Source organism: Embleya sp. NPDC005575 (assembly GCF_040605455.1).
Taxonomy (GTDB): domain Bacteria; phylum Actinomycetota; class Actinomycetes; order Streptomycetales; family Streptomycetaceae; genus Embleya.
Window position 1 is genome coordinate 16,915 of sequence record NZ_JBEXCV010000013.1, and the last position, 13,576, is coordinate 30,490.

Consider the following 13,576-nt stretch of genomic DNA (forward strand, 5'->3'; position numbering starts at 1 on the left):
ACCTACCACTTCATGAGGCTGGCGTCGTCGACCGAGGCCGAACGGCGGCTGCGGAAGATGGCGATGATGATGGACAGTCCGACCACGACCTCGCACGCGGCGACGACCATCGTGAAGAACGCGATGATCTGGCCGTCGAGGTTGTCGTGCATGCGGCCGAACGTGACGAACGCGAGGTTGCACGCGTTCAGCATCAGTTCGACGCACATGAACACCACGATCGCGTTGCGCCGGAGCAGAACCCCGGCCGCGCCGATGGTGAACAACAGCGCGGACAGGTACAGGTAGTTCACCGGGTTCACGGGCGCCCCTCCTTGGAGCCTGCGCCGGCGGCAACCTCGTTGCCCGAGCCGCCGTCCGACGAAGAGTCGGCGTCGTCGTGTTCCTGCCGGGCGGGGGGCACCGGTGCGGACGAGGGACCGTCCGACTCGTCGGGCCACGCCTCGTCGTCGGTGTCCGCGCCGGCGCTCTCCAACTCGGCGACGCTGTGCACCGCCTCGGCGCTGACGTCGCGGATCTGGCCGCGTGCGCGCAACGTGCCGTTGATCGACAGCTGCGAGACGCTGCCGTCCGGCAGCAGCGCGGCCACGTCCACGGCGTTGTGCCGGGCGTACACCCCGGGCGTGGGCAGCGGCGCGACCTGCTTGTTCTCGCGCACCCGCTCCTCGGACAACTCTCGCTGGGTCCTGCGCGGCACCAGGCGTTCACGGTGCGCGAGCACCATCGCGCCGACCGCCGCGGTGATCAGCAGCGCGCTGGTCATCTCGAAGGCCCAGATGTACTTGGTGAAGATCTGGTGCGCCAAGCCCTGCACGTTGCCCTGGGACGCCGCGCGCAGCGCCTCGTCGTTCGTCTCGGCCGGATACACCGGCCGGCCGGCCGGCGTCTTGGTGGCCAGCGCGGTGAAGTGCGTGATGGAGGCGTTGGCGATACCCGCCACCAGCAGGATGCCGAAGCCCAGGCCCAGCCCGGCGGCGGCGATCCGCTGGCCCTTCAGCGTCTCCTTGAGCGAGTCCACCGAGGAGACGCCCACCAGCATCAGCACGAACAGGAACAACATCATGATCGCGCCGGTGTAGACCACGATCTGCACGATGCCCAGGAACATCGCGCCCTGAGCCAGGTAGAAGATCGCCAGGCACATCATCGTGGTGACCAGCGCGAGCGCGCTGTGCACCGCCTTCTTCATGAAGACGGTGGCCAGGGCGCCGATCAGCGCGACGGCCGCGAGCACCCAGAACTGCAGCGCCTCGCCGGTGGAGGTCTTGGTGACCTCGGCCGCGAAGTCGATTCCGGGGCTCATCGGCCCGCCTCCGTCCCCTGCTTGTGCACCTCGGCCGGCTCGCGGGGCTGCCCCTGGGTCACCGTGCCGGGTGCGGCCGCGGTGACCTTGCCCAGGTAGTAGTCGGTGTCGGTGGTGCCCGGGTACATCTCGTGCGGCGCCGGGACCATGCCCTCGTACAGCGGCGCGAGCAGATCTTCCTTGGTGAAGATCAGGCTCGCCCGGCTGGTGTCGGCGAGCTCGAACTCGTTGGTCATGGTCAGCGCCCGGGTCGGGCACGCCTCGATGCACAGGCCGCAGAAAATGCAGCGCAGGTAGTTGATCTGGTAGTTGCGGCCGTACCGCTCACCGGGCGAGAAGCGCTCCTCCTCGGTGTTGTCGGCACCCTCCACGAAGATCGCGTCGGCGGGACACGCCCACGCGCACAGTTCGCAGCCGATGCACTTCTCCAGGCCGTCGGCGTACCGGTTGAGCTGGTGCCGGCCGTGGAATCGCGGTGCGGTGACCTTCTTCTCGTACGGGTAGTACTCGGTGTTCGCCTTCTTGAACATCGTCGCGAAGGTGACACCGAACCCCGCGACCGGTCCGAGGAACTTGGGCACGGGTCTATGCCTCTCCTTCAGTGCGGTCGGCCGGAAGCTCCGCCGCGGCCGGCGCACCGACCGGCTCGGGTTTGCGCACGTTGCGGCGCGGCACCGGCGGGAGTTGTTGCCCCGGCATCGGCGGTACGGGGAACCCGCCCGCCATCGGGTCGAACGGTTCGGGTCCGGCCGCCTTCGCGTCCGCCTCCTCGTCCCGATCGGGCGTGACCGCGTCCCACAGAATCGACAGCAGCAGCAGGGCGACCACACCGCCGGCAACCCACAGCACGATCCGGGACTGCTCGTAGCCCTCGTTCTTGAGCGCGCGCACGGTGGCCACCAGCATCAGCCACACCAGCGAGAGCGGGATCAGTACCTTCCAGCCGATCTTCATGAACTGGTCGTAGCGGAACCGCGGCAGCGTGCCGCGCAGCCAGATGAACACGAAGATGAACGCCTGGACCTTGAGGAAGTACCAAAGGAACGGCCACCAGCCGGAGTTGGCGCCCTCCCAGACCGCGGTGACCGGCCACGGCGCGAGGTAGCCGCCGAGGAACAGCGTGGTCGCCAGCGAGCTGACCACCACCATGTTCACGTACTCGGCGAGGAAGAACAGCGCGAACTTCAGCGACGAGTACTCGGTGTGGAACCCGCCGACCAACTCGCCCTCGGCCTCGGGGAGGTCGAACGGCGCGCGGTTGGTCTCGCCGATCATCGCGACGACGTAGATGATGAACGAGACCGGCAGCAGCACCGCGTACCAGGTGTCCTGCTGGGCGGCGACGATCTCCGAGGTGGACATCGAGCCGGCGTAGAGGAACACCGCCGCGAACGACAGGCCCATCGCGATCTCGTACGAGATCATCTGCGCCGAGCTGCGCAGCCCGCCGAGCAGCGGGTAGGTCGAGCCGGAGGACCAGCCCGCGAGCACGATGCCGTAGATGCCCACGGACGCGACCGCGAGGATGTAGAGGACCGCGACCGGCAGGTCGGTCAGTTGCAGGTGCGTGCGGTGCCCGAAGATGGAGACCTCGGGCCCGAAGGGGATCACCGCGAACGCCATGAACGCCGGGACCATCGCCACGATCGGGGCGATGATGTAGACGGCCTTGTCGGCGCCCTTGACGGTGATGTCCTCCTTGAGCGCGAGTTTCACGCCGTCCGCGAGGGACTGGAGCAGGCCCTGCGGGCCGGTGTACTTGGGCCCGATGCGCATCTGCATCCAGGCCACGACCTTGCGTTCCCACCAGATCGCGAACAGCGTCATGACGACGCAGAACGCGAAGATGAGCACCGCCTTGAGCAGGACCAGCCACCAGACGTCGGTACCGAACCCGACCGCGGCGAGCTGCATGCCGCTGTCCGTCACCGCTCCTCCTCATGAACGTGTGCGGTCCGACCGTTGAGGCCGGTGCCGCCCGCCCGTCGCCCGCCACCACCCTTGTCGTGAAGCACTTCGTGCTCTTTTCCGTTGGGGCCCTCCGCCTGGGCGAGATCCGCCACGGCCGGCCGGATCCCGACCACCTCGCCCGCGCCGACCCGCAGCGCGCGACGCACGGAGGAACCGGGCGAGTTCGCGGGCAGGAAGACCACGCGCTCGGTCATGTCGGTGATGCGCAGCGGCAACGTGACCTCCCCGTGCAACGAGGTCACGGTGACGCCGCCCCCGTCCTCGGCGCCGATCTCGGCGGCCGTGGACGCACTCAGTCGGACCACCGGCGCGCGCCGGGTGCCCGCCAGATGGGGTTCGCCGTCCTGCCCGCGGCCCTCGTCCAGGAGCAGCCGCCAGGTGGCCAGTACGGCTTCACCCGCACCGGGGCGCGGGAGTTCGTGGGTCGGGCCCTCGGGAACCGGCCCCCGGTCGCCGCTCCACCGGCCGAGCCGGCGCAGTTCGCGACGGGCGGCGGTGAGCGAGGGCAGGTCGATCGGGGTGCCCTCGCGCTGCTCGGCCATCGCCTCGGCGATCGCGTCGAGCACGCGCAGGTCGGACATCACCGCGGCCAGGTCGCCGGTGAGCTGGTCCTTCTTCAGCACGGTGGCGAACGGGCGCTCGCGGCCTTCCCAGTCGACGAAGGTGCCGGGTTTCTCGGCGGGCGCGGCCACCGGGAAGACCACGTCGGCGCGTTCGGTGACCGCGCTGTGCCGCAGTTCCAGGCTGACCACGAAGCGGGCCGCGTCCAGCGCGGCGATCGCACCGGCCGGGTCGGGCAGGTCGTCCACGTCGACGCCGCCGACCACGAGTGCGGCCAGGCGTTGTTCGCGGACCGCGGTGAGCATCGAGGTGGTGTCCAGGCCGTAGCCGCCGGGCAGGTCGGCGACCGCCCAGGCCGCGGCCACCTCGGCCCGGGCCGCCGGGTCGCTGACCGGACGCCCGCCCGGGAGCAGGTTGTACAGCGCCCCCGCGTCGAGGGCGCCGCGCTCGCCGGCCCGGCGCGGGATCCAGGCGAGCCTGGCGCCGGTGCCTGCCGCCAGCGCGGTGACCTCGGCCAACGCGCCGGGCACGGCCGCCAGGCGCTCGCCGACGAGCACGATGGTGCCCGGCGTGCGCAGCAGCTCGGCGGCGCCGCGGGCGAGCTCGCCCTCGACCGCCGGGTCGCCGAGCGCGGAGAGCCACTCGGTCTCGGTGCCGGGGGCCGCGCGCAGCAGGGTGCCCTTCATCCGGACCAGGCCGGCCGAGGCGAACGGCGCGATGCCGTAGACCTTCAGGCCCTTGCGGGCGGCCTTGCGCAGCCGCAGGAACACGATCGGCGATTCGTCCTCGGGCTCGAACCCGACCAGGAGCACGCCGGGGGCCTTCTCCAGGTCGGCGTAGGTCACACCGAGTCCGGTGCCGGCCACCTCGGCAGCGAGGAACTCGGCCTCCTCGGCCGAGTGGTCCCGGGCCCGGAAGTCGATGTCGTTGCTGTCGAGCGCGACCCGCGCGAACTTGCCGTAGGCGTAGGCGTCCTCCAGCGTGGCCCGCCCACCGACCAGGACGCCGGCGTTGCCGCGTGCGGCGGCGAGCCCGCGCGCGGCCGCGCCCAGCGCCTCGGACCAGGACACGGGAACCAGTTCGCCGCTCTCCTCGTCCCGAACCAGTGGAGAGGTGAGCCGGTCCTGCTGCGTGGCGTAACGGAACGCGAAGCGACCCTTGTCGCAGTTCCATTCCTCGTTGACCTCGGGCTCGTCGCCGGCGAGCCGGCGCAGCACCTTGCCCCTTCGGTGGTCGGCGCGCAGCGAGCACCCGGACGCGCAGTGCTCGCACGTGGTCGGGGAGGACACCAGGTCGAACGGCCGGGCCCGGAAGCGGTACGCGGCCGAGGTGAGGGCCCCGACCGGGCAGATCTGGATCGTGTTGCCGGAGAAGTAGGACTCGAAGGGCTGCTTCTCGTAGATCCCGACCTGCTGGAGTGCGCCGCGTTCGATCAGCGCGATGAACGGGTCGCCCGCGACCTGCTCGGAGAAGCGGGTGCAGCGCGCGCACAACACGCAGCGCTCGCGGTCCAACAGGACCTCGGAGGAGATCCGCAGCGGCTTGGGGAAGGTCCGCTTGACCTCGGCGAAGCGCGAGACCGAACGACCCGCGCCCATCGCCTGGTTCTGCAGCGGGCACTCGCCGCCCTTGTCGCAAACGGGGCAGTCCAGGGGGTGGTTGATCAGCAGCAGCTCCATCACCCCGTCCTGCGACTTCTTCGCGACCGGCGAGGTGAGCTGGGTGCGCACGACCATGCCGTCGGTGACGGTGGTGGTGCACGAAGCGAGCGGCTTGCGCTGGCCCTCGACGTCGACCAGGCATTGCCGGCACGCGCCGACCGGGTCGAGCAGCGGGTGGTCGCAGAACCTGGGGATCTGGATGCCGATCAGCTCGGCGGCCCGGATCACCAGGGTGCCCTTGGGCACGGAGACGTCGATCCCGTCCACCGAGATGGTGACGAGGTCCTCCGGCTTGGGGGCCGGCGGCCCACCCGCGGGGGTGTTGGTCGTGACTGTCATGTCAGCTGTGCGCTCCTGCCCCGGTTGAAGCGGGGGCTGTGCTCGCCCACGCGGTGGATGCCGCGGTGTCGAACGGACAGCCGCCGTGCTCGAAGTGCGCCAGGTATTCGTCGCGGAAGTACTTGAGCGAGGACTGGATCGGGCTCGCGGCACCGTCGCCCAGTGCGCAGAACGACTTGCCGAGGATGTTGTCGGCGACGTCGAGCAAGGTCTCCAGATCCTGCTCGGTGCCCTCGCCGCGCTCCAGCCGGGTGAGCAGCTGGGTGAGCCAGTAGGTGCCTTCGCGGCACGGCGTGCACTTGCCGCAGGACTCGTGCTCGTAGAACTCGGTCCAGCGCAACACCGCGCGCACCACGCACACGGTCTCGTCGAAGATCTGCAGCGCCTTGGTGCCGAGCATGGATCCGGCCGCGCCGACGCCCTCGTAGTCGAGCGGTACGTCCAGGTGCTCGTCGGTGAACATCGGCGTGGACGAGCCGCCGGGCGTCCAGAACTTGATCCGGTGTCCTTCGCGCACCCCGCCCGCCAGGTCCAGCAATTGGCGCAGGGTCACCCCGAGCGGAGCCTCGTACTGACCGGGCCGCTTGACGTGTCCGGACAGCGAGTACAGCGTGAAGCCGGGCGACTTCTCCGAGCCCATCGAGCGGAACCACTCGACACCCTTGTTCAGGATCGGCGGCACCGACGCGATCGACTCGACGTTGTTCACGCAGGTCGGGGACGCGTACAGGCCGGCCACCGCCGGGAACGGCGGGCGCAGTCGGGGCTGACCCCGGCGGCCCTCCAGCGAGTCGAGCAGCGCGGTCTCCTCGCCGCAGATGTAGGCGCCTGCGCCCGCGTGCACGGTGAGTTCGAGGTCGAAGCCCGAGCCCAGCACGTTCTTGCCGAGGTAGCCGGCGGCGTACGCCTCGCGGACCGCGTTGTGCAGTCGGCGCAGCACCGGGACCACTTCGCCGCGCACGTAGATGAACGCGTGCCCGGAGCGGATCGCGTAGGACGCGATGATCACGCCCTCGATCAGCACGTGCGGGTTGGCGTACATGAGCGGGATGTCCTTGCAGGTTCCCGGCTCGGACTCGTCCGCGTTGACCACGAGGTAGTGCGGCTTGCCGTCGTTTTGCGGGATGAAGCCCCACTTCATGCCGGTGGGGAAGCCCGCGCCGCCGCGACCGCGCAGACCGGAGTCCTTGACGGTCTGGATCACCTCGTCGGGGTGCATCGTCAGCGCCTTGCGCAGGCCGTCGTAGCCGCCGTCGCGCCGGTAGGTGTCCAGCGTCCACGGCCGGTGCTCGTCCCAGTTCGCGGAGAGCACGGGGGTGAGGAGAGAAGGCTCGGTCACGGCGCTTGGTCCCCGTCCTGGTCGGTCGCCGCCCCGGTGGGCGGCGCGGGGTGGGCCGGGTCGGACTCGGCGGTGCGCGCCGGAGCGTCGTGCGAACTCGGGGACGCCGGGATGTCCTTCGCGACGTCCTCGGTGAGCGGCCGACGCGTGGGGGCGGGGCGAGCCGGTTCGTCGGCGTGCGTACCGGTGGCGATGCGCAGGCCGACCAGGCTGGCGGCACCGCCGGCACCGCCCTCGTCGACCGCGCCGGGCCGCTCGTCCGGGAAGCCGGCCAGGATGCGCGCGGTGTCCCGGAAGGTGCACAGCCGCGCGCCGCGGGTGGGTACCGCGTCCTTGCCGGCGCGCAGGTCGTCCACGAGTTCCTTGGCCGACTGCGGGGTCGCGTCGTCGAAGAACTCCCAGTTGACCATCACCACGGGCGCGTAGTCGCACGCCGCGTTGCACTCGATGTGCTCCAGGGTGACCACGCCGTCGGCGGTGGTCTCCTTGTTGCCGATCCCGAGGTGGTCCTTCAGGCTCGCGAAGATCTCGTCGCCGCCCATCACCGCGCACAGCGTGTTGGTACAGACGCCGACGTGGAAGTCGCCGCCCTGGCGACGCCGGTACATCGTGTAGAAGGTGGAGACCGCGGATACCTCCGCCGTGGTCAGGCCCAGCATGTCGGCACAGAACTCGATGCCGGTGCCGGTCACGTAGCCCTCTTCGGCCTGCACCAGGTGCAGCAGCGGCAGCAGCGCCGAGCGGGCCTGCGGGTAGCGCCCGATCACCTCTTTCGCGTCCACCTCCAGGCGGGCGCGCACCTCGGGCGGAAACGGCGGAGCCGGCTTGGCCGGGGGCATCGGCATGCCCAGGTCCGTACTCATCGGTCGACACCTCCCATGACGGGGTCGATGCCCGCCACTGCCACGATCACGTCGGCCACCTGACCGCCTTCGCACATCGCGGCCATGGCCTGCAGGTTGTTGAACGAGGGGTCGCGGAAGTGCACGCGGTAGGGGCGGGTGCCACCGTCGCTGACCGCGTGTACGCCCAGTTCGCCGCGCGGTGATTCGATCGCGCTGTAGACCTGGCCCGGCGGTACCCGAAAGCCCTCGGTGACCAGCTTGAAGTGGTGGATGAGGGACTCCATCGAGGTGCCCATGATGTTCGCGATGTGGGCGGGCGAGTTGCCCAGGCCGTCCGAGCCGAGCGCGAGCTGGGCGGGCCAGGCGATCTTCTTGTCGCCGATCATGACCGGCCCGGGTGCCAGTCGGTCCAGGCACTGTTCGACGATCCGCAGCGACTGCTTCATCTCCTCGATGCGGATCAGGTACCGCCCCCAGGAGTCGCACGAGTCCGCGGTGGCCACGTCGAACTCGTAGTTCTCGTAGCCGCAGTAGGGCTGCGTCTTGCGCAGGTCGTGCGGCAGGCCGGTGGAGCGCAGTACCGGGCCGGTCAGGCCCAGCGCCATGCAGCCGGCCAGGTCGAGGTAGCCGATGCCCTGGGTGCGGCCCTTGAAGATCGCGTTGTCGTTGAGCAGCAGCTCGTACTCGCGGATCCGGCCGGGCAGGATGTTCACCAGGTCGCGGATCTTGTCCACGGCGCCGGGCGGGAGGTCCTGGGCGAGACCGCCCGGGCGGATGTAGGCGTGGTTCATCCGGAGCCCGGTGATCATCTCGAACACGTCGAGGATCAGTTCGCGGTCGCGGAACCCGAAGGTCATCACGGTGAGCGCGCCGATCTCCATGCCGCCGGTGGCCAGGCAGACCATGTGCGAGGAGATCCGGTTGAGCTCCATCAGCAGGACCCGAATCACCTGTGCGCGCTCGGGGATGTCGTCGGTGATGCCGAGCAGCTTCTCCACCGCAAGGCAGTACGCGGTCTCGTTGTGCAGCGGCATCAGGTAGTCCATGCGCGTCACGAAGGTGACGCCCTGGGTCCAGTTGCGGAACTCCAGGTTCTTCTCGATGCCGGTGTGCAGGTAACCGATTCCGCAGCGGGCCTCGGTGACGCTCTCCCCGTCGATCTCCAGGATCAGCCGCAACACGCCGTGGGTGGACGGGTGTTGCGGGCCCATGTTGACGACGATGCGCTCTTCGGCGTCCGCCGCGGCCTGGACCACCTCGTCCCAGTCGGAGCCGGTGACCGTGTAGATCCGGCCCTCGGTGGTCTCCCGCGCGTGCGCGGCGGATGGGGGTGTCGTTGTCTGATCGCTCATCAGTTGTACGACCTCCGCTGGTCGGGCGGCGGGATCTGGGCGCCCTTGTACTCGACGGGCACGCCGCCGAGCGGGTAGTCCTTCCGCTGCGGGTGGCCGGGCCAGTCGTCCGGCATGAGGATGCGCGTGAGCGCGGGGTGGCCGTCGAAGACGAGGCCGAAGAAGTCGTAGGTCTCCCGCTCGTGCCAGTCCAGCGCGGGATACACGCTCACCAGGGACGGCAGGTGCGGATCCGCGTCCGGGACCGAGACTTCGAGCCGGACCGCCCGGTTGTGGGTGATCGAGCGCAGGTGGTAGACCGCGTGCAGCTCACGACCGGTCTCCTGCGGGTAGTGCGCGCCGGAGACGCCGGTGCACAGCTCGAAGCGCAGTGCCGGGTCGTTGCGCAGGGTCAGCGCGATCCGCGGCAGCGACTCGCGGCGCACGTGGAAGGTGAGTTCGCCGCGGTCGACCACGACCTTCTCGATCGCCTCGTCGAACTCGATGCCGGCTTCCGCGAGGGCGCCGGAGAGCTCGTCGGCGACCAGGTCGAACTCGCCTTCGCCGGTCGCGGTTCCGCCCGGGCCGCCGTACGGGCGGGCGGCGGCGCCGGGGAAGGCGACGGTGCGGACCAGCTTGCCGTAGCCGGAGGTGTCGCCCGATCCGCTCGGGCCGAACATGCCGTGGCGGACCTCGATGGGTTCGCCGATCGGTTCGCCCCGCGTGTCACGAGGGGCGGGCAGTTGTGCCTTTTCCTCGGGCGTGGGGTTCGGGGTTCCGTTGGCGGGAGTGGTCACCGGGCACCCCCCTCGGGCGCGTGGCCGACCGGAATGCCGGGGTTGAGCTCGTGCGCGCCTCGGCGGGCACTCGCGGGCAGCATCTCGATGGTGGGCAGCGCCTTCATGGCGGCCTGCTCGGCGGCGCGGGCCGCCTTCTCGCGGTTGACGCCCAGCGGCATCGCCTGGATCTCCTCGCGGAGCTTGATGATCGCGTCCATCAGCATCTCGGGCCGGGGCGGGCAGCCGGGGAGGTAGATGTCCACCGGCACCACGTGGTCGACGCCCTGGACGATCGCGTAGTTGTTGAACATGCCGCCCGAGGACGCGCACACGCCCATCGACAGCACCCACTTGGGGTTGGGCATCTGGTCGTAGATCTGCCGCAGGACCGGCGCCATCTTCTGGCTGACCCGGCCGGCGACGATCATCAGGTCGGCCTGGCGGGGCGAGGCCCGGAAGACCTCCATGCCGAAGCGGGCCAGGTCGTAGCGGCCGGCGCCGGTGGCCATCATCTCGATCGCGCAGCACGCGAGTCCGAACGTGGCCGGCCAGAAGGATCCCTTGCGGAAGTAGCCGGCCAGCCCTTCCACGGTGCTCAGCAGGAAGCCGCTGGGCAGCTTCTCCTCGATACCCACGCGGATGCCCTCTCTCCGTCAGTCGTTGGGGGAAGCCTGTGGGGAAGCCTGGGCGTCTCGGCTCATCGGTCCCACGTCCTTGCCTACGTCCTTGGTCGGTCCCATGCGAGGCCGGTCGGTCAGTCCCATTCGAGGCCGCCGCGACGCCACAGGTAGGCGTAGGCGACGAAGACCGCAGCCACGAACATGGCCATCTCGACGAGACCGAACATCCCGAGCGAGTCGAAGTAGACGGCCCACGGGTAGAGGAAGACGATCTCGATGTCGAAGACGATGAAGAGCATCGCCGTCAGGTAGTACTTGACCGGGAATCGCCCGCCGCCGACCGGCTGCGGGGTCGGCTCGATGCCGCATTCGTAGGCTTCGAGCTTGGCCCGGTTGTAGCGCTTGGGCCCGGTGAGCGCCCCCATTACGAGGGAGACCACTCCGAAGGCCAGGGCAATGCCCCCGAGCACGAGGATCGGCGCGTACAGGTTCACCGCGCTCCCATCTCCCTTCTCAGTCCCCCGAAGTCACGCATGTGACCGGGTTCACAAGCTGCCGGAACGGCGCCCATCCTAGGCCCCTTGTCATGTGATCTGCGACACGGGTAGAGAACGATCATGGTGTGATCTTCACCACCTGATGATCGATCAGAAACGGTTGCGAGCAGGCAAAAATCACACAGGGTGAGAAATAGGGGAGCCTAAACGGTTCGGCACTCACGGACGATGTTGATCACGAGAACCGCCTATACCACCCGTTCACAAGGGCATCAAATTTGGCCGATCATGATCGGTTGTGATAGTCGATCCGAACGGTTGCGCACGGAGCGTCACTGGAAAAACCGCGCTTCGCGCGGGGCGGCTACGCCGCCGGCGGCCTTCGGCCGCTCTCCTTCGCGGGCTCGTCGATCACCGTCGACGATCAAGTCGTGGGCGCTGACGCGCCGGGTGTCACCGACGTGACGGGATCCGGTGCGTGGATCGCCGGTGTGTCGATCACGGGATCCCAGGCGCGCCGACGGGGGGCGTCGCGCGCGGCGCCACCGCTTCGCTCACTGGGACCAACTGCCCCATCCACCACGCCACTCACGAAAGAGTGCCGTCGGCACCGTGGCCCCACTGGGGACCACCAACCCCGGCCGGCCGCGCAGTCCGACCAGTGGACGTCCGACCCACTGCTGTGTTCGGTACTCGGTCGCCACATGAGTACCGGCGCCCATGCCGGCGCAGCCCGTCTCTCCCTAGCGTCGAGCCATGCCCCACACCACACACGTAGACCACAGGACCGGCCGCGGCCCGATCGTCGCATTCGTCGCCTTGGTGGTCGCCGCGATCCTGGCTATGGCCGTTGTCGACGCGTTCGTGGTGTTGACCCTCGCCGTCGACGCCGACACCTGCGAATCCGCGTGTCCGACCGACACCGTCGCCCGCAGCGACCACCTGATCCTCCTGGCCAAGCTCAGCGGCGCCGCGGCTCTCCTGAGTCTCTTCCTCACCGTGGCCCTCCCGCACCGCATCCGTTGGCGAGTCGGCCTCCCGGTCCTGACCATCGGCGTCATCCTCCAGGCCGTGGCCCTGGCCGGCGCGTCCTGACCCCGGTCGCGCGGTCCTTCGGCCCATCCTGAACCGAGTCGACGTCTGCGGGCAGGCCGACGATCCCACGCGGGAGGCACTCGGCTTCAGTCGACGCGCACCCGCACCGCACCCGCACCCGCACCGACGGAGCGGTCGCCGAGCGGAGCCCGCCGTCGAAGTGGCCTCCGCTCGGCGCGGGATCCGAAAGGTCAGCCGCCGATGGGCGGTTCGGCCAGGAGGGTCCACCAGGTCGAGCGGTCGCCGCTGTGCCCGACCATCGCGTCCGCGAGTACCCGCCGTGCGGTGGGGGATGCCCGGCGCCAGTCGGGAAACCGCCACATCCAGCGGCGGACCTCGCCGAGGTCGTGGCCGGCGTCCACCAGATTCGCACCCAGGTAGCCGACCTCCGCCCACGGCGGCCCGAGCGCCACCTGCCCCCAGTCGACGACGGACAGCCGCCCGTCCGGCCGGACGATCATGTTGGCCGAGGTCAGGTCGGTGTGCAGCAAGGTGTTGCCGCACAACGGTCCGGTCCGGCCGGGAGGAAGGTGCTCGCGCAGCCGCGCGGCCAGGGTGGGCAGACCCGCGCTGCGGCCGGGTCGGACGCGCCCGATGCGGTCGAGTGCGCCGACCACCAGCACCATGTCGGGCAAATCCAGGCGCAGTCGGAGGGGGCGACCTTCCACGTGCTCGAAGACGAGTACCCGCCACCCGTCGACCGTGCCGTGCCGCAACAATCGCGGCGACAACACACCTGTGACGGCGCTCGCCGCGATCTCACTCGTCTGCGCCCGCGCGGACAGCGGCGCGGTGGCCTCCTCGGCAACCTTGACGAATACCGAACCGGTGGGGGTGGTGACGGTCGCGGCGAAGGAACTGGTGTACGGCCCGGCAATGGGTTCGACCGAGAGCACGGGTCCGACCGCCTTCTCGATGAACCCTTGGATGGCAAAGGGGAGTTCGGGCCATGCATAACGCCTGTTCATCCCGTCCCCCGAATCGATCCGGTTTCCACGGGCAGACTGAGACAAGGCTTTCCGGTCGATGTCACCGACGACAACACCGCACCGAGTTGCCGCCCAAGGCGGTCCACCCGCATCAACCGCCGTACTGCGGTGTCCAGTTCCACATCGACGTCGAGCGCCACCAGGTGACCGATCGGACACAGGTAGGGCGACCGCCCCGCCCGATGCGGTTGCACCACGGCAACACGCTCCGACGCGGGAGGAAGGGCCACGACGGTCCCCTCGGGA

The 13,576-nt window shown here is 69.7% G+C and carries 13 protein-coding genes; 1 reads left to right on the plus strand and 12 read right to left on the minus strand.

What is annotated here, in order from left to right; all coding sequences use genetic code 11:
* Positions 1–2 precede the first annotated feature (2 nt).
* The 11 genes from nuoK to ABZS54_RS06785 form a co-directional block, all read right to left on the minus strand.
* Positions 3–302: an NADH-quinone oxidoreductase subunit NuoK gene (gene nuoK / locus ABZS54_RS06735; protein WP_020549317.1), complete on the minus strand. Its 300-nt coding sequence runs from the start codon at positions 300–302 to the stop codon at positions 3–5.
* The gene (locus ABZS54_RS06740; protein ID WP_355531791.1) at positions 299–1,303 is read right to left on the minus strand and encodes an NADH-quinone oxidoreductase subunit J; all 1,005 of its coding nucleotides are present in this window, start codon (positions 1,301–1,303) and stop codon (positions 299–301) included. The genes nuoK and ABZS54_RS06740 overlap by 4 nt, the downstream gene beginning before the upstream one ends.
* Positions 1,300–1,884, minus strand: coding sequence for an NADH-quinone oxidoreductase subunit NuoI (gene nuoI, locus ABZS54_RS06745; protein WP_355531793.1), 585 nt, complete (start codon positions 1,882–1,884; stop codon positions 1,300–1,302). Before nuoI ends, ABZS54_RS06740 begins: the two co-directional genes overlap by 4 nt.
* Positions 1,885–1,888: 4 nt before the next feature.
* Positions 1,889–3,217 carry an NADH-quinone oxidoreductase subunit NuoH gene (gene nuoH, locus ABZS54_RS06750; protein ID WP_355531930.1) on the minus strand — a complete coding sequence of 443 codons (1,329 nt, stop codon included), beginning with the start codon at positions 3,215–3,217 and terminating at the stop codon, positions 1,889–1,891.
* Positions 3,218–3,228: 11 nt separating this feature from the next.
* Complete coding sequence (locus ABZS54_RS06755; RefSeq protein WP_355531795.1) at positions 3,229–5,835, minus strand: NADH-quinone oxidoreductase subunit G; 2,607 nt, start codon at positions 5,833–5,835, stop codon at positions 3,229–3,231.
* A gap of 1 nt (position 5,836) precedes the next feature.
* Complete coding sequence (gene nuoF / locus ABZS54_RS06760; protein WP_355531797.1) at positions 5,837–7,174, minus strand: NADH-quinone oxidoreductase subunit NuoF; 1,338 nt, start codon at positions 7,172–7,174, stop codon at positions 5,837–5,839.
* Entirely contained in the window at positions 7,171–8,037 is an 867-nt protein-coding gene (gene nuoE / locus ABZS54_RS06765) for an NADH-quinone oxidoreductase subunit NuoE (RefSeq protein WP_355531799.1), read from the minus strand. The genes nuoF and nuoE overlap by 4 nt, the downstream gene beginning before the upstream one ends.
* On the minus strand, positions 8,034–9,371 hold the full coding sequence (locus tag ABZS54_RS06770) for an NADH-quinone oxidoreductase subunit D (protein WP_355531801.1): 1,338 nt from the start codon (positions 9,369–9,371) through the stop codon (positions 8,034–8,036). Before ABZS54_RS06770 ends, nuoE begins: the two co-directional genes overlap by 4 nt.
* Positions 9,371–10,093 carry an NADH-quinone oxidoreductase subunit C gene (locus tag ABZS54_RS06775; protein ID WP_355531932.1) on the minus strand — a complete coding sequence of 241 codons (723 nt, stop codon included), beginning with the start codon at positions 10,091–10,093 and terminating at the stop codon, positions 9,371–9,373. The genes ABZS54_RS06770 and ABZS54_RS06775 overlap by 1 nt, the downstream gene beginning before the upstream one ends.
* A 50-nt stretch (positions 10,094–10,143) precedes the next feature.
* Positions 10,144–10,764: an NADH-quinone oxidoreductase subunit B gene (locus ABZS54_RS06780; RefSeq protein WP_020549326.1), complete on the minus strand. Its 621-nt coding sequence runs from the start codon at positions 10,762–10,764 to the stop codon at positions 10,144–10,146.
* A gap of 119 nt (positions 10,765–10,883) precedes the next feature.
* Positions 10,884–11,243, minus strand: coding sequence for an NADH-quinone oxidoreductase subunit A (locus ABZS54_RS06785; protein WP_355531804.1), 360 nt, complete (start codon positions 11,241–11,243; stop codon positions 10,884–10,886).
* Positions 11,244–12,002: 759 nt separating this feature from the next.
* Here ABZS54_RS06785 and ABZS54_RS06790 point away from each other — a divergent pair.
* Complete coding sequence (locus ABZS54_RS06790; protein ID WP_355531806.1) at positions 12,003–12,341, plus strand: hypothetical protein; 339 nt, start codon at positions 12,003–12,005, stop codon at positions 12,339–12,341.
* A gap of 191 nt (positions 12,342–12,532) precedes the next feature.
* Here the strand turns inward: ABZS54_RS06790 and ABZS54_RS06795 are convergent, their stop codons facing one another.
* Entirely contained in the window at positions 12,533–13,309 is a 777-nt protein-coding gene (locus ABZS54_RS06795; protein ID WP_355531808.1) for a phosphotransferase, read from the minus strand.
* Positions 13,310–13,576: the final 267 nt, after the last annotated feature.

Excerpts from the sequence above, each read along its gene's own strand:
- ABZS54_RS06755 (WP_355531795.1), bottom strand. The coding sequence starts at position 5,835 with ATGACAGTCACGACCAACACCCCCGCGGGTGGGCCGCCGGCCCCCAAG.
- nuoH (WP_355531930.1), bottom strand. The coding sequence starts at position 3,217 with ATGCAGCTCGCCGCGGTCGGGTTCGGTACCGACGTCTGGTGGCTGGTC.
- ABZS54_RS06740 (WP_355531791.1), bottom strand. The coding sequence starts at position 1,303 with ATGAGCCCCGGAATCGACTTCGCGGCCGAGGTCACCAAGACCTCCACC.
- nuoE (WP_355531799.1), bottom strand. The coding sequence starts at position 8,037 with ATGAGTACGGACCTGGGCATGCCGATGCCCCCGGCCAAGCCGGCTCCG.
- ABZS54_RS06770 (WP_355531801.1), bottom strand. The coding sequence starts at position 9,371 with ATGAGCGATCAGACAACGACACCCCCATCCGCCGCGCACGCGCGGGAG.
- ABZS54_RS06790 (WP_355531806.1), top strand. The coding sequence starts at position 12,003 with ATGCCCCACACCACACACGTAGACCACAGGACCGGCCGCGGCCCGATC.
- ABZS54_RS06795 (WP_355531808.1), bottom strand. The coding sequence starts at position 13,309 with ATGAACAGGCGTTATGCATGGCCCGAACTCCCCTTTGCCATCCAAGGG.